The 23,017-nt window shown below is 72.3% G+C and carries 22 protein-coding genes; 11 read left to right on the forward strand and 11 right to left on the reverse strand.

Going from position 1 to position 23,017, the window contains the following annotated elements; translation table 11 throughout:
• Positions 1-64: 64 nt before the first annotated feature.
• A complete protein-coding gene (locus ACVMYR_RS19690; protein ID WP_043962919.1) occupies positions 65-814 on the forward strand; it encodes a YebC/PmpR family DNA-binding transcriptional regulator in 750 nt (249 codons plus the stop codon).
• A 3-nt stretch (positions 815-817) separates the two neighbouring features.
• Entirely contained in the window at positions 818-1,441 is a 624-nt protein-coding gene (locus ACVMYR_RS19695; RefSeq protein WP_396788291.1) for a DUF402 domain-containing protein, read from the forward strand.
• Between the two features lie 79 nt (positions 1,442-1,520).
• On the opposite strand, the gene ACVMYR_RS19700 is transcribed toward ACVMYR_RS19695, so the two are convergent.
• Positions 1,521-2,474, reverse strand: a complete 954-nt coding sequence (locus ACVMYR_RS19700; protein WP_077937247.1) for a permease prefix domain 1-containing protein — start codon at positions 2,472-2,474, stop codon at positions 1,521-1,523.
• Entirely contained in the window at positions 2,471-2,812 is a 342-nt protein-coding gene (locus ACVMYR_RS19705) for a PadR family transcriptional regulator (protein WP_074475975.1), read from the reverse strand. The genes ACVMYR_RS19700 and ACVMYR_RS19705 overlap by 4 nt, the downstream gene beginning before the upstream one ends.
• Positions 2,813-3,103: 291 nt before the next feature.
• On the opposite strand from ACVMYR_RS19705, the gene ACVMYR_RS19710 reads away from it, so the two are divergent.
• The gene (locus ACVMYR_RS19710; protein ID WP_141722216.1) at positions 3,104-3,991 is read left to right on the forward strand and encodes a hypothetical protein; all 888 of its coding nucleotides are present in this window, start codon (positions 3,104-3,106) and stop codon (positions 3,989-3,991) included.
• Between the two features lie 134 nt (positions 3,992-4,125).
• On the opposite strand, the gene ACVMYR_RS19715 is transcribed toward ACVMYR_RS19710, so the two are convergent.
• Positions 4,126-5,313, reverse strand: a complete 1,188-nt coding sequence (locus tag ACVMYR_RS19715) for a cytochrome P450 (protein WP_457122375.1) — start codon at positions 5,311-5,313, stop codon at positions 4,126-4,128.
• 267 nt (positions 5,314-5,580) lie between these two features.
• Here ACVMYR_RS19715 and ACVMYR_RS19720 point away from each other — a divergent pair, with 267 nt between their 5' ends.
• Entirely contained in the window at positions 5,581-6,777 is a 1,197-nt protein-coding gene (locus tag ACVMYR_RS19720; RefSeq protein ID WP_457122376.1) for a nucleotide disphospho-sugar-binding domain-containing protein, read from the forward strand.
• A 202-nt stretch (positions 6,778-6,979) separates the two neighbouring features.
• Positions 6,980-8,281 (forward strand): lipopolysaccharide biosynthesis protein RfbH, encoded by a 1,302-nt coding sequence (gene rfbH, locus ACVMYR_RS19725; RefSeq protein ID WP_077937251.1) that lies wholly within the window; start codon positions 6,980-6,982, stop codon positions 8,279-8,281.
• Positions 8,282-8,445: 164 nt separating this feature from the next.
• Here the strand turns inward: rfbH and ACVMYR_RS19730 are convergent, their stop codons facing one another.
• From ACVMYR_RS19730 to ACVMYR_RS19740, 3 genes are all read right to left on the reverse strand, one after another.
• Positions 8,446-9,363 carry an SDR family oxidoreductase gene (locus ACVMYR_RS19730; protein ID WP_457122377.1) on the reverse strand — a complete coding sequence of 306 codons (918 nt, stop codon included), beginning with the start codon at positions 9,361-9,363 and terminating at the stop codon, positions 8,446-8,448.
• Positions 9,364-9,428: 65 nt separating this feature from the next.
• Positions 9,429-9,623: a ferredoxin gene (locus ACVMYR_RS19735; protein ID WP_077937267.1), complete on the reverse strand. Its 195-nt coding sequence runs from the start codon at positions 9,621-9,623 to the stop codon at positions 9,429-9,431.
• A 35-nt stretch (positions 9,624-9,658) separates the two neighbouring features.
• Positions 9,659-10,897 (reverse strand): cytochrome P450, encoded by a 1,239-nt coding sequence (locus ACVMYR_RS19740; RefSeq protein ID WP_077937253.1) that lies wholly within the window; start codon positions 10,895-10,897, stop codon positions 9,659-9,661.
• Positions 10,898-11,130: 233 nt separating this feature from the next.
• On the opposite strand from ACVMYR_RS19740, the gene ACVMYR_RS19745 reads away from it, so the two are divergent.
• A complete protein-coding gene (locus ACVMYR_RS19745) occupies positions 11,131-12,318 on the forward strand; it encodes a cytochrome P450 (RefSeq protein ID WP_077937254.1) in 1,188 nt (395 codons plus the stop codon).
• An 81-nt stretch (positions 12,319-12,399) separates the two neighbouring features.
• On the opposite strand, the gene ACVMYR_RS19750 is transcribed toward ACVMYR_RS19745, so the two are convergent.
• Positions 12,400-13,584 (reverse strand): nucleotide disphospho-sugar-binding domain-containing protein, encoded by a 1,185-nt coding sequence (locus ACVMYR_RS19750; protein WP_457122378.1) that lies wholly within the window; start codon positions 13,582-13,584, stop codon positions 12,400-12,402.
• A gap of 161 nt (positions 13,585-13,745) precedes the next feature.
• Between ACVMYR_RS19750 and ACVMYR_RS19755 the strand changes: the two genes are divergently transcribed.
• Complete coding sequence (locus tag ACVMYR_RS19755) at positions 13,746-13,913, forward strand: hypothetical protein (protein WP_158229403.1); 168 nt, start codon at positions 13,746-13,748, stop codon at positions 13,911-13,913.
• 59 nt (positions 13,914-13,972) lie between these two features.
• Positions 13,973-14,557, forward strand: a complete 585-nt coding sequence (locus ACVMYR_RS19760) for a hypothetical protein (RefSeq protein WP_457122379.1) — start codon at positions 13,973-13,975, stop codon at positions 14,555-14,557.
• Positions 14,558-14,623: 66 nt separating this feature from the next.
• Here ACVMYR_RS19760 and ACVMYR_RS19765 read toward each other — a convergent pair whose 3' ends face one another.
• A complete protein-coding gene (locus tag ACVMYR_RS19765; RefSeq protein WP_144082612.1) occupies positions 14,624-15,580 on the reverse strand; it encodes a hypothetical protein in 957 nt (318 codons plus the stop codon).
• A gap of 145 nt (positions 15,581-15,725) precedes the next feature.
• Here ACVMYR_RS19765 and ACVMYR_RS19770 point away from each other — a divergent pair, with 145 nt between their 5' ends.
• The 3 genes from ACVMYR_RS19770 (at position 15,726) to ACVMYR_RS19780 (ending at position 20,318) form a co-directional block, all read left to right on the forward strand.
• Positions 15,726-18,863 (forward strand): AfsR/SARP family transcriptional regulator, encoded by a 3,138-nt coding sequence (locus ACVMYR_RS19770; RefSeq protein ID WP_431894202.1) that lies wholly within the window; start codon positions 15,726-15,728, stop codon positions 18,861-18,863.
• 81 nt (positions 18,864-18,944) lie between these two features.
• Entirely contained in the window at positions 18,945-19,814 is an 870-nt protein-coding gene (locus ACVMYR_RS19775) for an NAD(P)-dependent oxidoreductase (protein ID WP_457122380.1), read from the forward strand.
• A 132-nt stretch (positions 19,815-19,946) separates the two neighbouring features.
• Complete coding sequence (locus ACVMYR_RS19780; RefSeq protein ID WP_457122381.1) at positions 19,947-20,318, forward strand: UBP-type zinc finger domain-containing protein; 372 nt, start codon at positions 19,947-19,949, stop codon at positions 20,316-20,318.
• A 15-nt stretch (positions 20,319-20,333) separates the two neighbouring features.
• Here the strand turns inward: ACVMYR_RS19780 and ACVMYR_RS19785 are convergent, their stop codons facing one another.
• The 3 genes from ACVMYR_RS19785 to ACVMYR_RS19795 all read right to left on the reverse strand — a co-directional run bounded on the left by ACVMYR_RS19785 (position 20,334) and on the right by ACVMYR_RS19795 (position 22,975).
• Positions 20,334-21,068 (reverse strand): alpha/beta fold hydrolase, encoded by a 735-nt coding sequence (locus tag ACVMYR_RS19785; protein WP_396788305.1) that lies wholly within the window; start codon positions 21,066-21,068, stop codon positions 20,334-20,336.
• A 135-nt stretch (positions 21,069-21,203) separates the two neighbouring features.
• Positions 21,204-22,148, reverse strand: a complete 945-nt coding sequence (locus ACVMYR_RS19790) for a GNAT family N-acetyltransferase (RefSeq protein ID WP_457122382.1) — start codon at positions 22,146-22,148, stop codon at positions 21,204-21,206.
• Positions 22,145-22,975 carry a fumarylacetoacetate hydrolase family protein gene (locus ACVMYR_RS19795; protein ID WP_457122383.1) on the reverse strand — a complete coding sequence of 277 codons (831 nt, stop codon included), beginning with the start codon at positions 22,973-22,975 and terminating at the stop codon, positions 22,145-22,147. Before ACVMYR_RS19795 ends, ACVMYR_RS19790 begins: the two co-directional genes overlap by 4 nt.
• Positions 22,976-23,017: the final 42 nt, after the last annotated feature.

Raw genomic sequence — 23,017 nt, forward strand, 5'->3', positions numbered from 1 at the left:
CGGTGGAGAAGTGGAGTTGGCGCGGGCAGTCGACGCAGGCGTGATCAACAGACGGAGGTAGCAGATGTCCGGCCACTCAAAGTGGGCGACCACCAAGCACAAGAAGGCCGTGATCGACGCCAAGCGCGGCAAGATGTTCGCCAAGCTGATCAAGAACGTCGAGGTCGCGGCCCGCACCGGCGGCGGCGACCCGGCCGGCAACCCGACGCTCTACGACGCCATCCAGAAGGCGAAGAAGAACTCCGTACCGAACGACAACATCGACCGGGCGGTCAAGCGCGGCTCCGGCCTGGAGGCCGGCGGCGCCGACTGGCAGACGATCATGTATGAGGGGTACGGCCCGAACGGCGTCGCGATGCTGATCGAGTGCCTCACCGACAACCGCAACCGGGCGGCGACCGAGGTGCGCACGGCGCTGACCCGCAACGGCGGCTCGCTCGCCGACGCCGGCTCGGTGTCGTACATGTTCTCCCGCAAGGGCGTGGTGATCGTCCCCAAGGCGGGCACCAGCGAGGACGACGTGATGATGGCCGTCCTCGACGCCGGCGCGGAGGAGGTCAACGATCTCGGTGAGGCGTACGAGGTGGTCTCCGAGCCGAGCGACCTGATCGCGGTCCGCACCGCCCTGCAGGACGCCGGCATCGAGTACGAGTCGGCCGAGTCGTCCCTCATCCCCAGCGTCAACGTGCAGCTGGACGAGGACGGCGCCCGCAAGGTCTTCAAGCTGATCGACGTCCTCGAGGACTGCGACGACGTGCAGAACGTATTCGCGAACTTCGATGTCTCTGACGAGGTCATGGCGGCGGTCGGCTGAGCCGTGGCGGCCGGGGGCGGGCGGCGGTTCGCGCCGGGCGACGTGGTCGTCCGGCGGGAGATCCTGCGCGGTGAGGTCTGGTTCGGGGTCCCGACGATCTGCGTCGTGGACTCCGCGGAGCTGCTCGCCCTCTACCTGCCCGGCGGTGCGGAGTTCGGCTTCCCCGAGCGGGGGAGCTTCCCATGCGGGCGGCACCCGTGGCAGGTGGCCGGGCAGCGGGCCTGGCGCGGGCACGGCAAGCTGATGCTGCACCGTCCCGGCGAGGCGCACTCCGTCGACGTGTTCTGGGCCGGTCCGGGGCGGGAGTTCGCGGGCTGGTACTTCAACCTCCAGGACCCGGTGCGGCGTACCCCGATCGGGGTGGACACCCTCGACCACGAGCTGGACCTGTGGTGGGCGGCGGACGCCGACCGGTACGTCTTCAAGGACGTGGAGGTGTTCGCCCAGCGCCTGACCGAGGGACGGTATCCGGGGATGGCGGAGGCCATCCGCGCGGAGGGCGACCGGATCGCCGCGCTGCTCGACGCGGGGGAGCGCTGGTGGGACCCGGCCTGGGCGCACTGGCGGCCCGACCCCGCCTGGCCGGTGCCGGCGCTGCCGACCGGCTGGGAGGCCGTGCCCTGGTGACCCCGGCCGGGCACCCCGCCGACGCGCCCGGGCCGGCCGCCGTGGGCGGGCCGGCCCGGGGACGGGCGTCGCGGGGCGCTCAGGCCGCCCGGCGGCGGGCCTGCGCGGCGATGGCCACGGTGTTGCGCACCAGCGACGCCACCACCGCGACCAGGGCGATCGTGTAGACGACGTCCAGGTTGGCACCGTCGCGCAGCCAGTCGACGCGCTGCACGAACTCGGGGTTGAGCAGCCGGTCGGTGAGGACGAGCCACGCCACCGGCACGGCGAACGCCAGGTCGAGGGTGACCTTCGCGCCGACCAGCGGCCAGGTCCAGCGGCCGGCGCGGTGCCGGGCCACCTGCAGGACGATCTCGGCGACCAGCAGGGCGATGAGCGCCGGCAGCCAGAACCGCCACAGCGCGGGGTCGAGCACCGGGATGTGGTCGCCCCCGTCGTCGCGCACCCAGGACCGGAAGTGCTGCCAGGGCAGGAACGCGATCAGCAGCACCAGGGCCGCGATCGACACGGCCGTGTCGGCGAGCGGGACGCCGCGCCCGGCCGGTCGGTCCTCGGGCAGCTGGTCGACGGTCCACCGGGGCAGGTGCAGCGGCAGGCTCAACCGCTCGACGACCGCGAAGGTGAGCGTGACCCAGAAGGCGACCTGGACCACCACCTCGATGCCGGTGGTGATGCCGACGCCGATGGCCGAGCCCACGCTGCCGCCGTCGACGGCGTCGAGCACGGCCACCAGGGCACCGATGGCGATCGGCACGGTGGCGAGCAGCAGCCGCAGCAGCCGCCGCCAGGCCAGGTAGTAGGCGGGGCCGATGAGCTGGAGGCGGTGGTCGGCGTACCGGGCGGCCAGCCGCTCGGGGTTGCCCAGCTCGGTGAGCACCTCGCGCTCGGCGGTTTCGCGGTCCTGACCGGCGTCGGTGCGGCCGTCGATCATGTCGGCGATGGAGGCCCGCAGCTCGTCGGCGATCTCCGCCCGGCGCGGGGCCGGCACCGCCCGCAGCGTGGCGGCGAGATAGCGGTCGGTCAGGGAACTCATCGGGCCACTCCTTCGATCAGGCCGGTGAGGGATCTCTGCACGGCGGAGAAGTCGGCGAGCAACAGGCGCAGCACCGACTCCCCCTCGTCGCTGGTCCGGTAGAACTTCCGGGGCCGGCTCTCCTCGGTGTTCCACTCGCTGGTCAGCAGGCCCTGCTCCTCCAGTCGGCGCAGCAGGGGGTAGAGCGTGTTGGCGTCCACCGGGAAGCCGTGGTCGGTGAGCCGCTGGAGCAGGGCGTAGCCGTAGTCGGGCCGGCGCAGCGCGACCAGGCTCGCCACCACCACCGTGCCCCGGCGTAGCTCCTGGAGATGGGTCCGCAGGATGTCGTCGCTTACCACGACTCACACGATAGTGTGTGGCACACAATATTGCTAGCCACCGAGGCCGCTGCTGACCTTTTGCCCGTTTAGAGCACTATTGAGCCATATGCCTGTTTAACCTCATGTGGCGTATTCCTTCCGAGGGCGGGAGGGCAGATGGACAAGAGGCAGAGCGTGAAACTGGTAAGACGAATGGCATCAGTGGCGACCGTTGCCGTCGCCGGAGCGGGGTTCGCAGGGCTCGTCGCCCTGACGACCGGTGGTCCCGCCGTCGCGGCACCTGGTGACGCCAGTGCCCGTGGTGTGGTGGTGGATCTCTCCGCCAGCGTCCTCGGGGTGCCGGTCATCACCGCCAACGCCACCATCGGCAGCGCGACCGCGCCGCCCGGCGGCGGGACCGACACCACCACCGGACTCGCCGTGACCATCCCCGGTGCGGTGGGCGTCACCGCCAGCGGCACCGTGCTGGAGGTGAGCGCCACCCGTGGGCCGACCGCGTCGTCGGCGAACTCCGACATCGCCGAACTGGCGCTCGGGATCCTGGGCATTCCGGTCGTCGCCGCCGACCTGATCACCGCCGAGGTGAACTGCCCGCAGAGTGGCGCGCTCACCGCCGACACCAACGTCGTCGGGTTGACCCTGTTCGGCGCGCCCGCCGTGCTGGTGCCGAACACCCCCGGGGTGACCGCCAGCGCGGCCGTCGTGGTGCCCGGCCTGACCGAGGCCAGCCTCACCGTCACCCTCACCGCGGTGGAGGAGACCACAGCCGACACCGCCGCCGCGGTCGCGGTGCTGGCCACCGTCCAGTTGACGGGTTCGGTCGCCGGCGGCCAGGTCATCGACATCCCGGTCGGCACCGTCATCCTCGCCGAGGCCAACTGTGAGCGGCCGTTGGCCCCGACATCGCCGACGGCCACCCCGACGCAGCCGTCGGCCTCGCCCACCGAGACGCCGACGGCGTCACCGACCCAGCCGTCGGCCTCGCCCACCGTGACGCCCACGGAGTCCCCGTCGCCCACCCAGCCGACGCAGTCGCCGACCGCGTCGCCGTACCCGACGCGCCACCCGCACCTGCCGGTGACCGGCGACAGCGGATCAAGCCTGTGGTGGACGCTGGGTCTGGGCACCGGCATGGTCACCCTCGGCACGGGTGCCGTACTGGCCGTCCGTCGCTCGCGTCGGATGACCGGGGCGTGATGATCGGCAGCCGCCGCTGAGTCGGCGCGGGTGGGGTCCGGCGACGGCCGGGCCCCACCCGCAACTCGGCTCAGCGGTTCATTGACGTCGCCCTGGGCGCGCCGACACCGGCGATCGATGGCCGGGAGCGACGGTCACCAGGTGACCGGGAGGGTGTCCACTCCGTAGACCGCGCCGAAGGGCCGGAAGGCCGGCTCCGCGTCCGGTTGGGCCAGGGCGAGCCCGGGAAAGCGTCGCAGCAGCGCCGGGAAGGCGACGCGCATCTGCAGGCGTGCCAGTGGCGCGCCCAGGCAGCGATGCACGCCATGGCCGAAGGCCACGTGGCCCGGGGCGGCCCGGTCGATGTCGAGCCGGTCGGCGTCCCGGAGGAAGGCCCGGTCCCGGTTGGCCCGGGGCAGCGAGATCAGCACCGACGAGCCGGCGGGGATGGTGCGGCCGGCGAGGTGCATGTCGGTGGTCGTCGTGCGCCCGGTGACCGACACGACCGACAGGAAGCGCAACAGCTCCTCCACGGCCTGCTGGGCCTTCGCGGGGTCGTCACGCACCATGGCGAGCTGGTCCGGGTGTTGCAGGAGTGCCAGCGTGCCGAGGCTGAGCATGCCCGAGGTCGTCTCGTGGCCGCCGATCAGCAACGAGGCCACGATGCCGACCACCTCTTCCGTGCTGAGCTGGGCATCGTGCTCGCGCACGAGCATTCCCAGCAGGTTCTCGCCGGGCGCCGCCCGGGCCCGGGTGACCAGCTCCGCCAGGAAGCGCCGGTTCTCGGCGTGCACCGCCGTGTGCTGTTGCGGCGTCAGCGACAGATCCATCAGGCGGGTGAACCGGTCGGTCATCTCGGCGTGGTCGTCTCCCTCGACTCCCACCAGCTCGCAGATCACCAGCAGCGGGACCGGCAGGGCGAAGTGGCGCACGAGGTCGGCCGGCCTGCCGGCGCGCTCCAGGTCGTCCAGCGCGGACTCCACGATGGCGGCGATCGTCGGCTCCAGGCGTTCGAGCCGGCGCGCCGTGAACTGCGGTGTCATCGTGCGCCGCAGGCGGGTGTGTTCGGGCGGATCGAACAGCAGCATCGTCCCGGCCTGCAGTCGCCGGCGTTCCTCGTCGTCCAGATGCGCTCCGATCGAGCGCGGCAGGACGCTGGTGAACCGCTGGGGATCGGACAGCACCTGCCGGGCGTCCTCGTAGCGGCAGACAAGGTAGGCGGGCGTACCGTCGGGAAGGGCCACCTGGACGACGCCCTCGGTTTCGAGGATCTCGTCCAGCTCCTTCCCCGGGTCCAACCCGTAGCGTCGCATGTACAGCGGCACCTCCAGCGCCTCGCTCATCACGGCCCCCTTCCGTCACGGATCGTAGCGAGGAGGCTACTATAGATACCTACTGATCCTTCGATATAAGCTTCTGAAGCATTTGCGTCATCTGTATCTTTTGTGGCTTGTGACAGGTCCCACGTCGTCGCCGGACCGCACGTGACGACGGTTGGCCGAGGCGCACGGCCCGTCCTTTCAGCGGGGTTTTAGGGAACCTCCCTGTACTGGGTTGGCCCACGGCAGCGGTCGATCCGCGTCCTCTCGACAACCATGCGAGGTTAATCCGTGCGTATTCTGTTCACCTCGATGGCGGTTCGCTCCCACCTGTACCAACTCGCCCCCCTGATCTGGGCCTGCCGCACGGCCGGTCACGAGGTACGGGTGGCCGCGCAGCCCGAGCTCACCGAGGCGACGGTCGGCCTGGGGCTGCCCGCCGTCGAGGTCGGCCACGGCTACGACATGCTGAAGCAGCTGAGCAACAGACAGCAGGCCCAGCGTTACAAGGAGAGCCTCGACTCCGCCGTGCCGGTCGACGAGCGTCGTCGGATCCAGCAGGAGTCGCTGCGTCCACTCGTCGAGACGGTCACCGTGATGGCGCCGGACCTCCTGCGCTTCGCGCGGCGTTGGGAGCCGGACCTCGTGGTCACCGATCCACTGATGCTGGCCGCCCCGCTGCTGTCGCAGACCCTGGGCGTTCCGCTGGTGCGTCACCTCACGGGGCCCGACCTGCTGCGCCGCCTGTGTCCCGTGCAGGGGCAGCCGACCACCGGAGCCGAACGGGAGCAGTGGCCACCCGGCCTGGTCGAGCTGTACGACCGGTACGGCGTCGAGGTCCGCGATGACCATCCGGTGCGGACGGTCGACCCGTGGCCGGGCAGCCTGCAGTTGCCCGACGTCGTCGGCCGGATCCCCACCCGTTTCGTCCCCCACAACGGCGCGGCCGCCGCCCCCGACTGGCTCCTGGAGCCGCCCTCCCGCCCGCGGGTGTGTGTCACCTGGGGCACGACGACCACGATGCTCGGCGCGGACGACACCGTCCTGGCCCGCGTCGTCGGCGCGCTGGCGGCTGGCGACGTGGAGGTCGTCCTCGCGGTGGTGCGAGCGGACCGGGAGCGCCTCGGCCCGCTGCCGGACAACGTACGCGTGGCCGACAACGTGCCGATCAACCTGTACCTGGAATCGTGTGGCGCCGTCGTCAACGCGGGCGGCGCCGGCTCGGTGCTCACCGCGGCGAGCTACGGCGTGCCGCAGGTGATGCTGCCGCAGGCCTCGGACACGCCCGCCGTGGCGTTCAACTTCAGTGCCTCGGGGGCCGGCACCATGCTGGATGCCGCGACGGCCGACACCGCCACCATCGCGACGGCGGTCGACGCGGCGCTCACGGACGGCAAGATCCGGGATGCCGCCGAGCGGCTGCGGGAGGAGATCGCCGCCACCCCGTCCCCGGCGGACGTGGTGCAGGTCTTGGAGCAGCTCGGGTGAGGCCCGCGCCCGGGACGGGACGGGTGCGGTGCTTTTAGCGCTCGACTAGCCCGCCGTTAGTGCGGGCGCTCAAGCTTCGTACTGGCAGACCGGGTGGTCGGCGGCGGCGGACGAGGACCCGGTTCCGATGCCCGGTAGACCTGATCAACACCCTCGACTTCCCGGCGACAGCGTCGGAGGACGGCTATGGAGGTACCCAGTCATGGGCGAGGACAAGGACGCCATTCTTGAGCTGGTCCGGAAATACCACCGGGACCAGCGCGTCGACGGGTTCGTGCCGGGGACCACCCCGGTCCTCACCTCCGGGGCTGTGCTGGAGGAGAGCGATCGGGTCGCCCTGGTCGAGGCGGCGCTGGAGATGCGGATCGCGGCGGGCCCGAGCGCGCGCCGCTTCGAGCGGGAGTTCTCGCGCTACTTCGGGCTCCGCAAGGCGCACCTGACGAACTCCGGGTCGTCGGCGAATCTGCTGGCGCTGAGCGCGCTGACGTCACCGCAGCTCGGGGACGCGCGGCTGCGCCCCGGCGATGAGGTGATCACCGCTGCCGCCGGGTTCCCCACGACCGTCAATCCCGTTCTGCAGAACGGCTTGAAGCCGGTGTTCGTCGACGTCGAGCTGGGGACCTACAACCCGACTCCGGAACGCATCGCCGAGGCGATCGGGCCGCGAACCCGGGCGATCATGACCGCGCACGCCCTCGGCAACCCCTTCGCCGTGGCCGAGATCGCCGCGCTGGCCCGGGAGCACGACCTGTATCTGATCGAGGACAACTGCGACGCGGTCGGATCGCTGTACCAGGGCCGGCTGACCGGCACCTTCGGGCACTTCGCCACGGTGAGCTTCTACCCGGCGCACCACATCACGTTCGGCGAGGGCGGCTGCGTCCTGACCAACGACCTGGGGCTGGCCCGCCTGGTGGAGTCGATCCGCGACTGGGGACGCGACTGCTGGTGTGAACCCGGCGAGGACGACAGGTGCCTCAAGCGCTTCGACCAGCAACTGGGCTCGCTGCCGCGTGGCTACGACCACAAGTACATCTTCTCGCACGTCGGATACAACCTGAAGAGCACGGACCTGCACGCCTCGATCGGCCTGTCCCAGCTGCAGCGCATCGACGAGTTCGGCGAGGCGCGGCGCCGCAACTGGCGGCTGCTGCGCGACGGGCTCGACGGACTGGACGGTCTGCTGCTGCCGGAACCCACGCCGGGCTCGGACCCGAGCTGGTTCGGTTTCGTGCTGACGGTGCAGCCGGACGCGCCGTACACCCGTCAGGAGCTCGTCGCGTTCCTGGAGGGCCGGCGCATCGCCACCCGCCGGTTCTTCGGCGGCAACCTGACCCGTCATCCCGCGTACGCGGACGTCGAGTACCGGATCGCCGGCGACCTGTCGGTCAGCGACATCATCACCCAGCACACGTTCTGGATCGGGGTGTATCCCGGCATCACGGGCGAGATGATCCAGTACGTGGTCGACTCGATCCACGAGTTCGTGGCCAAGCATCGGTGAGAGCGGGCAGCAAGCGGCGGCGGCATCGTCGTCGCCGCCCTCCGGCGTCGCGCCGCCCGCCGGCCAGCTTCCGGCGTCGCGCCGGCAGCGTGGCCGGCGCGTCGGCGTGGGCCGCGCGGACCGTAGGTCGCACCGGCCCGACGCGGCGCGGGCCGGTCTGACGATCAGCCCGGCGGCGGTGCCGCCGTCGTCCCCGCGCCGGCGCTGCTCAGCTGGTCCCGCATCGTCTCGAGGGCCGCCTCGATCGGGGAGAACCGGATGCCGAGCACCTGTGCGGCGCGCTCGTTCGAGATGTTGAGGTAGCGGGGATAGGGCCGGCCGGACGTGCGCGCGTAGTCGGCGTAGTGGCCGGGGGAGACCTGCGAGCTGTCCAGGTCGAAGACGCGGGCCACCAGCACCGCGAGGTCGTAGGGCGACAGGCTGGTGCCGCCCGCGCAGTGGAAGAGCCCCTCCGGGGGCCGCAGCTCGGCGACCCGGTCGATCGCCGCGACGAACTCGTCGACGAAGACCGGACTCACCAGCGTGTCGCAGAACATCGGCGGCGTCCGCCCGGCGGTGAGCCCGCTGATCATCTTCCGGACGATGTCCCCCCTGCGGGCGTACCGTGCCCGGAAGGGGAACGAGGGCCGGAGGATGGAGAACCGGCATCCCGACCCGCGCACCTCGCCCTCGGCCCAATACTTCGTCCGGCTGTACCAGTCCTGTGGGGCCGGCACGTCCGACTCCCGATAGGGCTCCTCTTCGGCGCCACTGAAGACATAGTCGGTGGACACGTGGATGAGGTACTTGTCGTTCTCCCGGCAGGCGTGCGCGAGATTGCGCGTCCCGTCGACGTTCACCCGGTAGCAGGATCCGCCGCGCTCACCGGTCTGCGCGTGGGCGGCGGCGAGATCGGTGAACGCGGCGAAGTGGACGACGACCTCGGCCGGCGTCTGCGCGACCGCCCTGCGCACCGCTGCGGCGTCGGTCACGTCGCAGTCCAGCGCCCGCCAGCCGTGCGGCTCGCCCAGTTCCACGGCCCGGTCGCCGACCATCCCGCGCAACCCGGTGCCGGCCCGGGGCCACGCCTTCTCCGTACCCATCGGTCCTCCCGTCACCGCACCGACCCGCACACGCCCCGGACGGCCGGTGCCTCCCGCCCCACGCGTCAGGGCTCGAGGGAGAGCGCCCGGGCCGGGCAGAGGGCGACCGCGGTCTCCACCGCCTCCGCCGTGTCCGGAGCCGGCCGATCCGTGTTCAGCTGCACCATGCCGTCCTCCTCGCTCTGCCGGAAGACGCGCGGCTCGGTCAGTACGCACTGACCGGCCCCGATGCAGGCGTCCCGCTCGACAACGATGCGCATGTCCCTCGCCTCCGCCTCACGGTCCAGCCGACGACTCACCACTGGACGGGCAGCTCGTGGAGGCCGTACGTGTTGGAGTCGAACTTGAACGGCAGCTCCGCCAGGGGCTTCGCCAGCCGCAGGTTGGGCAGCCGGGCGAACAGCGTGGTGAAGACGATCTCCAGCTCGGCGCGGGCCAGGTTCTGTCCGAGGCACTGGTGAATGCCGTAACCGAAGGCCATGTGATGCCGCGTGCCCCGGTGGATGTCCAGCTTGTCGGGATCTTCGAAGATCGTCTCGTCGCGGTTGGCCGAGCCGAGGCAGAGCAGCACGCCGTCGTTCGCCCGGATCGTCGCCCCCTCGATCTCGATGTCCTCCTTGGCCACGCGGACCAGGACGTCCGAGATGGTGAAGTACCTGAGCAGCTCCTCGACGGTGCGCCCGATGAGGCTCGGATCGGCCTTCAGCTCGGCCAGGACGTGCGGGTTCTCCAGCAGGCCCGTGGTGCCGAGCGAGATCATGTTCGCGGTCGTCTCGTTGCCGGCGACCAGCAGGAGGTAGGCCATGTGCAGCAGGCCCTGGTGGGTGAAGACCTTCGTCTCGCGGTTGTTGACGATGAGGCGGCCCAGCAGGTCGTCCGTCGGCTCGCGGTCCTTCTCGATGAGCAGGCCGTTGATGAAGATGGCCAGTTCCATCATGGCCGTCCGGCGCTCCTGCGGACTGGTCGTCCTGCCGAGCATCTTGGAGGCGCGCACGTGGAAGAACTCGCGGTCGGGCGGGTTCACCCCGAGCAGCTCCGACAGCACCTGGGACGGCACGCTCACCGCCACCGTGCTGACCAGGTCGCTGCCGGGGCCGGCCGCGATCAGCTCGTCCACGCAACCGTCCACGATCTCCTGGATGCGGGGGCGCATTTCCTGGATGCGGCGGACCGTGAACTCGGCTATGACGGAACGGCGCGGCGCGGAGTGCTCCGGCGGATCGAGCCCGACCAGCGTGTTGACGGGCTCGTGCGGGGTGTCGATGTCCTCCGGGCGCAGCGGCGCCAGCATCGGCAGGTTCGGGTGGGTGTGGTCGGAGCTGATCCGTGGATCGGTGACCAGGGCGCGTACGTGCGCGTAGCTGGTGACCAGCCACGCCTTCTGCCCGCTGGGCAGGGCGACCTGGGTGACCGGGCGCTCCCGGCGCAGCCGCGCGTAGGCCGGCGCGGGATCGAGGGCGTAGCCGCGTGGCATCGGGAAGTCGGGCACGTCGGGAAGGTCGCCGACGTGCGCTGCCGTCGTGGCCTCGGTCATGATCAACTCCTGTTTCGGGACGCTGCGGATCTCCGGCGGGCGCACGATAATTGCATCGAATCACCTCTGCTTGCGGCGATGGTAATCCTATAGATGGCAGCTAAAATGCTGCTAATTTTTGCGTCGGGCTGAACGGTCGGGACAAAGGACCGGATTGTTTGCTAGCTTTGCCGTTGCTGTTGTTCCTTCGTAAGGTTCGGCGAGACCGTGCGCGGTCCGACGTGGGAGGCGCGATGAGTGCCGATGAGCCTGTCCGGATGCCGCCGTTCACCGACGGCGGCGCCGAAATCCTCGAGTGGATGAAGGGAATGCGTGACGACCGGCCGGTCTGGCGCGACGAGCACAACCGTTACTTCGTCTTCCGGTACGCCGACGTCCAGGCGGTGTTCTCCGACCCGGCCCGTTTCTCCTCAAACATCGGCCGGCTCATGCCGGTCTTCGGCGCGGAGAAGCTCAGCGCCAATCTGCCCTGGCAGGATCCGCCCGACCACCGCCGGCTGCGGCAACTGGTCAGTCAGGCCTTCACGCCCAAGACGGTCGCCGGGATGCGGCCGCGCATCGGCGAAGTGGTGGGCCAGCTGCTCGCCGAGGCGCCCGGCGACGAGTTCGACTTCGTGGAGCAGCTCGCCTACCCGCTGCCGGTCATCGTCATCGCCGAGCTGCTCGGCATCTCCCCGGGCGACCGGGCGTTCTTCCGCCGGTGTGCCGATCGCCTGCTCGGCATCGGCGCGGAGAAGGGGGAGTCGGAGCAGAAGGTGGTCGAGGCCATCGCGGAAGCCACCAAGGAGCTCGACGAGTACCTGCTCGCCGAGGTCCGGCAGCGGCGCGCGAAGGGATCCACCGACGACGTCCTCGGCGCCCTGGCCGCCGCCGAGCTCAACGGCGAGCGACTGACCGATCTGCAGGTGGCCACGTTCGCCGCGCTGCTGCTGAACACCGGGCACATCACCACCACGCTGCTGCTGGGCAACACCCTGCTGTGCCTGGACGACAACCCGGACGCCGAGGCCCGGATCAGGGCGGACCGCTCGCTGGTCCCCGCTGCGCTGGAAGAGGTCGTACGCCGTCGGCCGCCGTTTCCCCGGGCCTGCCGGATCGCCACCACCGACGTGGAGATCGCCGGCGAGGTCATCCCGGCCGACGCGTTCGTCATGCCGTCGATCCTCTCGGCCAACCATGACGAGCGGCAATTCGAGAAGCCCGAGCAGTTCGACATCCAGCGCGATCCCAACCGGCATTTCGGGTTCGGGCACGGCATCCATTTCTGCCTCGGCGCCCCGCTGGCCAGACTGGAGACCGAGATCGCGCTGAACCGGCTGATGACCGAATTCACCGATCTGCGGATCAGTGCGGATCCCGTTTTCCACCCGTCGGAGTTCTACGGGGTCAAGGAGATGACGGTGTCCGTCCGGAGGGCCTGAGCAAAGAGAGCGGACGGGTCCGGTGCGTGCGCTGAGAACCGCATTCGCCGGACCCGCCGGTGGCCCCTTCAGCCGAGGTGGTCAGGCCAGCTTCTCCAGCGTGTGCACCAGTTCCACGGGCGATGGCGCTTCGGCGATCTCGTCCTGGATCCGCCGTGCCGCGGCACGGATCCGCTCGTCGCCGAGCACGGCGTCGACCGCCCGGCCGACGGCCTCCGGGTCGGCGTCGCCCGCGTCCAGGGTGATCCCCGCGCCGCTCTCGCAGAAGGTGGCCGCGTTCGGTGGGCGCTCGACCAGCGGTACGAGCACCTGGGGAACACCGAGGGCGGCGGCGGTGAGGATGGTGTGCGTACCGCCCTCGCTGACCACGGCGTCACAGGTGGACAGCACCACGTCGGCCGGCACGTCCCCGGCGACGCGGACCGTCTCGGGAAGCGCGCCGAGCCTGTCCCGGTCGATCCCGCTGCCCGTGACGACGACCTCCACGTCCCGGCGGGTCAGCGCGTCGAGGATCCGGGGCAACGCGGGGGACTGCGCCGCGCGGGCCGCGTCACCCGGCTCGCCCCAGCTCAGGCAGACCCGGGGGCGTCCGGCCCGGCCCCAGGCCCACTCCGGCGAGGGGGCCGCCCCGTGGTACGGGATGTGCCGCACCGGGATGCGGGCGTGCGCGTCCGGCACCTGGATGCTGCCCGGCCACGGGTCGATGCTGCCGAGCGAGTGGTCGTTGTGGATGGCCACCCCGAACTCCTCGAACAGTTCACGCAGTCCCTCGGGCCAGTTCGGGCTGTACTCGTCGCCGGTGATCGGCCCGTGCATCGGGTAGATGGTGCGGTGCATGACGTCCGGGCCCGTGAGGTGGCGCAGCAGGGGGATACCCAGGGCCGCCGAGACGAGAGGAGCCGCGAAGGCCAGCGAGTCGGCGACGACGATCTGGGGCTCCCAGCGATCGGCGAACCGCACCAGGCCCGGGGCCATCTCGCCGGCCAGGTCCACCATGGGCGCGAACCGTCGGTCCAGCAGCCGGTGCCGCTCGTCGCCGGACGTCCGGGCGAGACCGGCCTGGGTGACGGCGGGGCCGTGCCTCCGCCGGCCCGCGCCGTCCCCGCCGACCTCGACCGGGCTCAGGCCGGTCCGCAGCGTCGTCTCGGTCAGGTGTGGGTGGCCGGCGACGCGCACCTCGTGCCCCGCCGCGCGGCAGGCCCACGCCAGCGGCGTCATGAAGAACAGGTGCGGCGGGCTGGGAAAAGGGATGAACAGGACGCGCACAGGGCTCTCCCCTCGGGATGGTGTACCTCATCGAAGGTGGCCGCGCTAAACGGGGACTGAACCTCGGGCCGCGCCGGCACCCGCGGCCGGGCGACCCCGGCCCTATCTTTGCGCGGTGACGTACGCCGACGTCACGTTCGAGCAGTGGAACGCGCGCCGTCGTGTGCGGCGGCGACGGCGGCAGCGCCACGTGCGGCGGCAGCGGATTCTTCCTCGGCTGGCTGACCCTCGCGACCGCCTACCGCGACGAGGAGTTCGGCCGGTGGCTCGCCTCCGACGGCGGGTACGCCGCCAAGGTCCTGACCCGACCCGTCATCCAGCTGGCCTGACGCGCACGGTCGCGTGGACGCGGCGGCCGGCGATGCCGGTCGATCGGGATAATCGGCTGGTGCCGAATCTGAACTTCTACGCGGCCGACGATGATTGGGCCTCGGTCGTCGAGTCCGTCTTCGGGCTGGGCCTGTTCCGGGTCTTCGAGTCCGACTCGGAGCCGGGCCGCGAGCTGCGTGAGTTCCGGGCTGCCGCCGACATTGCGACGGCGCCGCAGGGACGACACCTGGAGTTGTTCGTCGTCGGCTCCGGGCCGGAGCCGACGCTCAGTCGGATCGACCTGTCCGCAGATTCGCCGGAGGATCCGACGTTTCGATACTGCTGCGAAGGCTGGGGGCTCGTCCAGCTCTACTACGGCGGACCATTCGGGACGCGGGAGCTGCGCTGGAGCCACACCAACCACAATTCGGCCAAGCGCGCCGCGACGTGGGCGCCGACCGTGCCGCGCCTGGGCGATCCCGCCGCGTGGGACTGGGCGGCGGTCACCAGCGCCTCCGGCAGACTGAACCGGGTGATCCGCCGGATGGCCGTGAGCAGGATCGGCTCGCGCCCCGTGCTGCCGCACGCCGGGCGGTTGATCGCGGACGGCGGCCTGCGACACGAGTACGGCACGGGCGTCCACGCGACCCTGTCCCACGGATAGCCGGGCCCGCAACGGCCATCGCGCGACGACGGTGGTCGCCGCGCGATGGCCGCGAGGGCGGGTGGATCAGGCCGCGATGGTCTGTAGCTCGGCGAGCCCGCCGCAGGTGGTGCCGCCGAGGTTCTTGAACGAGATCAGGATCTGGCGCTGGGATGATCCGTCGCTGTTGATGCTCTGCCGGTAGATCATGCGGGTGACCTCGAACTGGCAGGTGATGGGCGCGCTGCCCTGCGGTGACGCGCCGACCAGGTAGACCGAGGTGACGGGGTTCGCGTTGAACCAGACCGTGGACCAGGTGGTGCCGGAGGCGATGGTGGCGATGGTGAAGTTGTAGGAGACGGCGGTGGAGCCGAGCCGGATGTCGGTCTGGCAGGCGATGGTCCCCACGTTCTTGACTTCCACGTAGAGCTGGCGGACCGCGCCCGCTGCGGCCGGCTGCACGAACCAGGTGCGGGTCACCTGGAACTGGCAGGCCGCCGAGCTGGTGGCGCCACTCGGGTTGAGTCCCACCACCCAGTTGGTGTGCCAGGGGATGTTCCACAGGTGCGTCTGGGTGCCACCCGGGCTGACCCCGCCGGTGGAGGTCGCGACCGAGCTGCTCACCGCCGCGAGCTGGACCGTAGCGCCGCAGGCGATCGAGCCGACGTTCTTCAGGGTGAACTGGAACTGCCGCTGGCCGCCCCAGAGCTGGACGTACCGGCTGCTGATCGTCTCGAACTGGCACATGGACGAGGTGGTGGCGCCGACCGGGTTGTACCCGACCACGTAGGCGGCGTCGGCCGGGGCGTTGGTCCAGGTCCAGCCCTGCGTGCCGCCCGCCGCGACCGTCCCGGTGAACCACGTCGCGGCGGTGCCGAACCCGCCCTTCGCGGCGGCGCCGAGCTCACCCGAGGCCGTCGCGGCGGCCCGTGCGTCCCGCATCGACGGCTGCGACGACGCGTCGGCCTGTGCGACGCCGGCTGCCGCGATGACCAGGCCGAGTGTCGCCGCGGCGACCACGACGGCGCGGATTCTTCCTCCCATTGAAACTCCTTTACCGATTGATCCGGGTCATCCGCCCGGCCTTTCCATTGAGGTTGCGCGGGCCGCCTTGCCATCGGCTAGCCGTCCGATAGCCACCCCGGCTTCGGCGAATAAAATGTGATCGATCTGTTGAGGTGGGGATTGCATGAGATGGCGCCTACTCGGTCCGGTCGAGGCCGTGGTGCGGGGCGAGCGGATGCCGTTGGGCCGGCCCCAACAGCGCGCCGTGCTGGCCTATCTGCTGCTCAATGCGAATGTGCTGGTGTCGGCGGAACAGGTGGCCGAGGCGCTGTGGGGCGGGGCGCCGCCGGCACGGGCGCGCGCGCAGGTCCAGGTGTGCGTCTCCCGCCTGCGGCAACTGACCCGCGCGGCCGACCTGCCGGAAATGATCTTCTCGGAATTCGGCGGGTACCGTCTCGACCTCGACGGTGACGACCTGGACACGCGGGTCTTCTCCGGCCTCGTCGCGGCTGCCCGCCGGCACGCCGATGCCGGCGAGCACGAGCCGGCCGCCGGCCTGTTGCGCCAGGCGCTGGCGTTGTGGCGCGGCCCGGCGCTCGCGGGCGCGTCCGCGGTCTTCGTGCCGGGGGCCGCCGCCAGCCTGCACGACAGGCGGCTCGCCGCGTCCGAGGACCTGTTCGACGCAGAGTTCGCGCTCGGCCGGCACGCCGAGGCGGTGGCGCCGCTGCGCAGGCTGGTGGCCGCCGACCCGTGGCACGAGGGCCTCGTCGTACGGCTGATGACGGCCCTGGCGGGGGCGGGGCACCAGGCCGAGGCGCTGCGGGTGTTCGAGCGGGCCCGCCGCCGGCTCGCCGACGAGCTGGGCGTCGAGCCGGGCGGGCGGCTCGCGGAGACCCACCTGCGGCTGCTGCGGCAGCAGGTCCCGTCGACCGGGCCCGCGCCCGCCCCGACCGGCCCCGCGCCCGCCGCCCGGGACGCCGGACCGGGCCTGCGCCCGGCGCAACTGCCCGCCGGCCTGTCGACCTTCACCGGTCGCGTCGACGCGCTGGCCGAACTGGACGCGATGCTGGACCGGGCCCGGCGGAGCGCCGCCCTGGCGGTCGTCGCGATCATCGGCACCGCCGGGGTCGGCAAGACGGCGCTGGCAGTCCGGTGGGCGCACCGCGTGCGGCCCCTGTTCGACGGCGGGCAGCTCTTCCTCGACCTGCGCGGCTACTCCCCCGGGGAGCCGCTCACGCCGCTGGACGCGGTGTCGCGCTGCCTCCGCGCGCTCGGCGTGCCGCCCGCGCAGGTCCCCGACGACGTCGACGAAGCCGCGAGCCTCTACCGGAGCGTGGTCGCGGACCGGCGGATGCTGTTCGTCCTCGACAACGCCCGGGACACCGCGCACGTCCGGCCGCTGCTACCCGGCGGCGCCGGCTGCCTGGTGATCGTGACCAGCCGGGGCCGCCTCGGCGGGTTGGCCACCCGGCACGACGCGCAGCGGTTGTCGCTGGACGTGCTCGCGCCCGGGGAGGCCACGGAGCTGCTGGCCCGCGTCATCGGCGCGGACCGGATCACCGGGCAGGAGGCCGCGCTCGCGGAGCTGGCCCAGGACTGCGCCGGCCTTCCGCTGGCGCTGCGCATCGCCGCGGCGGACCTGCAGACCCGTCCGCACGAGACGATCAGCGACTACCTGACCCGGCTCCGCGCCGGCGACCCGCTGACCATGCTGGCCGTACGCGAGGACGAGCAGATCGCGGTGCGGTCGGCGTTCGCCGCCTCCTACCGGACCCTGCCGCCGCGGCTGCAGCGGCTCTTCCGGCTGTTCGGCCTCGTGCCCGGCGCCGACGTGACAGCCGAGTCGGCCGCCGCGAGGATGGGCTGTACGACCGCGGAGGCGGCCGGGATGCTCGCCAGCCTCGCCGACGCGCACCTGGTGCACGAGCGGACGCCGGGTCGCTTCGGCACCCACGACCTGCTCGGCCGTTACGTCGTCGGGCTCGCGGCACTCGACGACAACCGGCGGACGTTGGCCGACCTGCTCTCCTGGTACCTGTTCAGCGTGCACTCCGCGGCCGACCGGTTGTGCCCGCAGGTGCTCCGCGTGCCCCTGCAACTGCCCGTCCCCGCACGTCCCCTGCGGTTCGCCAGCCACGTCGACGCTCTCGCCTGGCTCGACGCGGAACGCCACAACCTCGTCGCCGCGACCCGGCACGCGACCCGCCGGGGACTGCACGCGTACGCCTGGGCGCTGGCGGACGCGCTGCGGGGATACCTGTGGCTGGGCATGCACACCGCGGAATGGTCCGAGGTCGCCCGGCTCGGCCTCACCGCGGCCCAGGCCGCGCGTCACGAGCAGGCCGAGGCGGCGGCCCGCCTGAGCCTCGCGGCCCTGAACTGGCGTCTCGAACGGTTCCCGGAGGCGACCGACGACTACCGGCTGGCGCTGCGCTCGGCGAACCGGTCGGGATGGCACGACGGGCAGGCGGCGGCGCTGGGCAACCTGGGCCCGGTCTTCCGGATGACCGGCCAGCCGCGTGAAGCCCTGCGGGTCATGGAACAGGCGCTGGAGCTGAACCGCCGCACCCGCCGCACGGCCGGCGTCGCCGTCAACCACAACAACCTCGGACTGGTCTGCGCAGACCTCGGGCGGCTCAGCGAAGCGGCGAACCACCACCACGCGGCGCTCACCCTGGCCGACCAGAACAGGTCGGTGTGCAGCCGCGCGCTCATCCTGAACAACCTGGGCGCGGTCTACCACCTTCTCGGCCGCCTCGACGAGGCGGCGCGGACGTTGACCACCGCGATGGAGTTGCACGAGCAGACGGGCAGCCGGGGCCGGGTCACCGCACTGTGCGCGCTGGCGCGGGTGCACCACGACCGCGGCGACGACGCGCGCGCCTCGGCGCTCGCCCGTCAGGCGCTCGACATGGCGCGCGAGCCGGCCGAGCCCCGGCTCGAAGCGGTCGCACTCCACGTCCTGGGCCTCGTCGACGGGAAGGTCGGCCTCCTGGTGGACGCGCTGACGCACGCCCGCGCGTCTGCGGACCGCTACATCGAGGCCGACATCATCGTCAGCCTCGCCGAGGTCGACGAGCCCGCGGCGCCGTCCTGGTGCCATGCGGCGCTCTCCATCGCGCGGCAGTGCGGCTACCGGCTCCTCGAAGGCCGGGCGCTCGCCGCCCGCGCCGCAGCCGCGTACCGGGCCGGCGACCGGGCCACCGCCTGGCACAGCGCGCGGCTCGCCGCACAGTCCCACGCCGCGACCGGACACCAGCCGGGCGCCGACCGGATCGAGAAGCTGCTCGCCGTTCTGTCCCCGGTCTCCTCGCCCGGCTAGCCGTACCAGGAGGGCCCGGACCCATCCTGCGGGTCGCGCCGGCGCGACCGACGGGGACCGGCCGTACGCAAGGATGGGCCCATGACCGAAGAGCTGACCGTCAGCGTGCTGGGCACGGGCATCATGGGCACCGCCATGGCCCGCAATCTCGTCGGGGCGGGGCACGCCGTGCGGGTGTGGAACCGCTCCCCGGACAAGGCGGCGGAGACCGGCGCGACCGTGGCGGAATCGCCCGCCGACGCGGTCCGCGACGCCGACGTGATCATCACGATGCTGTACGACGGGGGGACGGTGCGCGACGTGATCGGGCGAGCCGCCCCCGGGCTGAAGGCGGGCGCGCTCTGGTTGCAGACGACCACCGCGAGCCTGGGTGACGTGGCCGGGCTCGCCGCGACAGCCGCCGAGCACTCGGTGGCGTTCTACGACGCGCCGGTGCTCGGCACCCGGCAGCCGGCCGAGGCCGGTCAGCTGACCGTGCTCGCCGCCGGGCCGGCCGCCGGTCGGGAGCGGCTCGCCCCGGTGCTCGACGCGATCGCGGCCCGGGTGGTCTGGCTGGGCGAGGACGGCGCGCGGGGCGACGGCACCCGGTTGAAGCTGGTGGCGAACAGTTGGGTGCTCACGGTGACGCACGGCGCGGCGGAGATGCTCGCGTTGGCCGGGGCGCTCGGCGTCGACCCGGACCGCTTCTTCGAGGTGATCGAGGGCGGTCCGCTCGACATGGGTTACCTGCACGCCAAGGCCGACCTCGTGCGGCAGGGCCGGCTGTCGCCGGCGAGTTTCGCGGTGGAGACCGCCGAGAAGGACGCGCGCCTGATCGTCGCGGCGGGCGAGGAGCACGGGGTACGCCTCGACGTCGTGGCCGCCGGCGCGGAACGGTTCCGGCGCGCGGCGGCGCAGGGACACGGCGGGCAGGACATGGGGGCGTCCTACTACGCCAGCTTCACCCCCTGACCCCGGAGGCGGGGCGCGGGCCCGGTGGGTGCGGGTGACGGTCGCGGGTGTCAGACTGCGAGCGGGGATGACAGGGCAGGGTGCCGGTGGACCGGTCCGCCCCCGCAGCCGCGAGCCGAGAAGGAGCATGTCGTGGACGAGCAGCCCGAGCCGCCAGCCATGGTCGCGGCGATCGATCCGGCGGTGCCGCCGAGCGGCCCGGGCTGCGTCGAGTGTGAGTCCTCCGGCGGGTGGTGGTTCCACCTGCGCCGCTGCGCGGCCTGCGGTCACGTCGGCTGCTGCGACTCCTCGCCGAGTCAGCACGCGACCGCGCACGCGGCCACGACGGGGCATCCGGTGGTGCGGAGCTTCGAACCGGGCGAGGCGTGGTTCTGGGACTACTCCGAGGACCAGTTCTATGCCGAGGGGCCGGAGCTGGCCGAGCCGCACTCGCGCCCACTCGACCAGCCCGCCCCCGGTCCCGCCGGCCGGGTGCCGCAGGACTGGCAGCGCCACCTGCACTGACCCCGCCGCCGACGATCACGGCGACGTGGTGGCGTCGGCGGCCGCACGGATGAGGTCGACGAGGGCGGCTGCCTCCGGGATGGCCACGGTGTGCGAGCCGCCGGGCAACTCCACCGTCCGCCGGGAGCCCGCCCGCTCGGCCATGAACCGGTGGGCGGCGACCGGGATGTTGAGGTCCTCGCTGCCGAACAGGAACCAGGACGGCAGCGCCTGCCAGGCGGGCTCGCCGGAGGGCTCGCCCAGGGCGGCCTCGGTGATCGGCCGCTGGGTCACCGCCATCACGGCGGCCCGCTGCGCCGGCGAGTCGGCGGCGAACTGGTGGTGATAGCGGTCCTGCCGGATGTAGAGGTCGGTGCCGCCGTCGGGAAGTGTGACGGGGACCAGCGTCTCGCCCAGGGAACTGCCGGGGAACCGCCCGGCCAGGTCGGCGGCGCTCTCACCGGCCGCGGGGGCGAACGCCCCGACGTAGACCAGGGCGGTGACGTTCGCGGCCCCCGCCGGCACGTTGGAGATCACCATTCCGCCGTACGAGTGCCCGACGAGGACGACGGGCCCGTCGATCCCGGTGAGTACGGCGCGCAGGTAGTCGGCGTCGTGTCGGACGCCGCGCAGCGGATTGGCCACGGCCACCGCCGGGTAGCCGCCGTCGAGCAGCTTGGCGATCACGCCGTCCCAGCTCGCCGATTCGGCGAAGGCTCCGTGGACGAGGACGACCGTCGGCCTGCCGGGCTGTGCGGTGGTGATGGACATCGCCGGTTACCTCCGAATAGTGGCTCGAACGTCAACCCCATCCTCGGGCCACCGGCGCACCGCGTCGTACGTCCACCGGCCGGCTCACCCGGCAGAGACCGTCGGGCGGCGGCGGAGGCCGGGTGTGGCGTGCCGTCACAGGTAGTCGGCCGGCCAGTGGAACGCCCCGGGTGCCGCCATGATCGCGGCGAGGTGCTCGGGTGTCGCGTGGATCGGCCGGACCATCCCGGTGGTGTCGGCCTCGACCACCGGGTCGGCCAGCAGGCACGGCAGCGCGGCGTCGATCGCCGGGTCGGCGGGCAGCCGGGCCACGCAGTGCCGTACGTCGCGCGCGGCGGCGGCGCGGGCGACGGCGCGGAACAGGGCGGGCAGGGTGTCCGGCCGGTCGGGCAGGGCGGCGGTCTCGACCACCCGGACGCGCCCGGGAGCCCAGGTCGCGGCCAGGTAGCCCGTGACCCGGCCCCGCTGGCGGGCCACCAGCAGTTCGGTGGGCGGGGAATACCAGACCGGCACCCGGAGCCGCCAGTCGTCGGCGGCGCGCACGGTGCTGAGCGGCCGGTCGGCGTTGAACGCCGCGTGCACCGGGGCCAGCTCCGCCCAGTCCACCCCGGGTTCCGTCCGCACCGTCCAGCCCGTCGGTGGGGCCGCGGCCGTGGCTGCCGCCGGCCGCCCGGTCGGGTAGCGCAGGGTGAACGGCCGGTAGCCGCTGGACGCGTACACGCCGGGTGTGCCGGTGAACAGCAGCGACCAGGCGCAGCCGTCCGCGGCCATCGCCGTGACGGCCAGGTCGAGCAGGCGGCGGACGTGCCCGCGTCCCCGTGCCCCGACCCGGGTGGCGACGTTGGCGACGCCGCCGACCAGGTCGACGCCGCCGGCGGCGTCCCGGATCCGGCGGGGCAGGTAGTAGACGGCGGCGACGACCGTCCCGGCCTGCACCGCCACGAAGGTACGCGGAAGGCGGCCGGGGTCGCCGGACCACAGCCGCACGACGTGCGCGTCGTCGAACGCCTCCGCCCAGGTGGCGTGCAGCGACGGCACGTCCGCCGCGGTGGCCGGACGGTACGCGACCGGGGCGGTCACGCCGGCGCGAGCGCGGTGCGCTGCCGGCCCAGCCCGTCGATCTCCATCTCCATCACGTCGCCCGCCGCGAGGTAGGGGAACCGGCCGGAGAGCGCCACCCCCTGCGGGGTGCCGGTGTTGACCAGGTCGCCGGGTTCGAGCACGGTGAACTGGGACAGGTGCCAGATCAGGTACGCCACGTCGAAGATCATGTCGGCGGTGCGGGAGTCCTGCCGTGGTGCGCCGTTGACCCACGAGCGCAGCCGCAGCGCCTGCGGGTCGCCCACCTCGTCCGGGGTGACCAGCCAGGGGCCGAGCGGGTTGAAGGTCTCGCACGACTTGCCCTTGGCCCACTGGCCCCCGGGGTCGGCGAACTGGTAGTCCCGCTCGGACACGTCGTTGGCGACCGCGTACCCGGCCACGTGGGCCAGCGCCTCGGCGGGGGAGTCGAGGTAGCGGGCCGGCCGGCCGATCACCACGGCCAGTTCGACCTCCCAGTCGGTCCGGGTCGAGCCGCGCGGGATCAGCACCCGGTCGTACGGGCCGACGACGGTGTTCGGCGACTTGTGGAACAGGATCGGCCGCTCGGGCGGGGCGACGCCGGACTCGGCGGCGTGCGCGGCGTAGTTCTGCCCGATGCAGAGCACCGCCCCGGGCCGGGCGACCGGCGCGCCGACCCGCTCCCCGGTCACGTCGAGACGCGGCAGCGGGCCGGCCGCCCGCACCCGCGCCACGGGGTCCCCGGCGAGGAACGCCGCGTCGATGTCGGCGGTGACCCCGCTCAGGTCGAAGTGGTCGGTGCCGTCGAACAGCACCGGCCGTTCGGCGCCGACCGGGCCGATCCGCATGAACTTCATGGTGTCCTCTCAGATGGTGCGGTGGGCCCCTCG

The sequence above is a fragment of the Micromonospora sp. PTRAS2 genome, assembly GCF_054052245.1.

What these genes read in the sequence shown, in the direction of transcription:
- ACVMYR_RS19690 (WP_043962919.1), top strand. Translation starts at nt 65, where the DNA reads ATGTCCGGCCACTCAAAGTGGGCGACCACCAAGCACAAGAAGGCCGTG.
- ACVMYR_RS19700 (WP_077937247.1), bottom strand. Translation starts at nt 2,474, where the DNA reads ATGAGTTCCCTGACCGACCGCTATCTCGCCGCCACGCTGCGGGCGGTG.
- ACVMYR_RS19715 (WP_457122375.1), bottom strand. Translation starts at nt 5,313, where the DNA reads ATGAGCGAGGCGCTGGAGGTGCCGCTGTACATGCGACGCTACGGGTTG.
- rfbH (WP_077937251.1), top strand. Translation starts at nt 6,980, where the DNA reads ATGGGCGAGGACAAGGACGCCATTCTTGAGCTGGTCCGGAAATACCAC.
- ACVMYR_RS19730 (WP_457122377.1), bottom strand. Translation starts at nt 9,363, where the DNA reads ATGGGTACGGAGAAGGCGTGGCCCCGGGCCGGCACCGGGTTGCGCGGG.
- ACVMYR_RS19735 (WP_077937267.1), bottom strand. Translation starts at nt 9,623, where the DNA reads ATGCGCATCGTTGTCGAGCGGGACGCCTGCATCGGGGCCGGTCAGTGC.
- ACVMYR_RS19740 (WP_077937253.1), bottom strand. Translation starts at nt 10,897, where the DNA reads ATGACCGAGGCCACGACGGCAGCGCACGTCGGCGACCTTCCCGACGTG.
- ACVMYR_RS19745 (WP_077937254.1), top strand. Translation starts at nt 11,131, where the DNA reads ATGAGTGCCGATGAGCCTGTCCGGATGCCGCCGTTCACCGACGGCGGC.
- ACVMYR_RS19765 (WP_144082612.1), bottom strand. Translation starts at nt 15,580, where the DNA reads ATGGGAGGAAGAATCCGCGCCGTCGTGGTCGCCGCGGCGACACTCGGC.
- ACVMYR_RS19770 (WP_431894202.1), top strand. Translation starts at nt 15,726, where the DNA reads ATGAGATGGCGCCTACTCGGTCCGGTCGAGGCCGTGGTGCGGGGCGAG.
- ACVMYR_RS19775 (WP_457122380.1), top strand. Translation starts at nt 18,945, where the DNA reads ATGACCGAAGAGCTGACCGTCAGCGTGCTGGGCACGGGCATCATGGGC.
- ACVMYR_RS19785 (WP_396788305.1), bottom strand. Translation starts at nt 21,068, where the DNA reads ATGTCCATCACCACCGCACAGCCCGGCAGGCCGACGGTCGTCCTCGTC.
- ACVMYR_RS19795 (WP_457122383.1), bottom strand. Translation starts at nt 22,975, where the DNA reads ATGCGGATCGGCCCGGTCGGCGCCGAACGGCCGGTGCTGTTCGACGGC.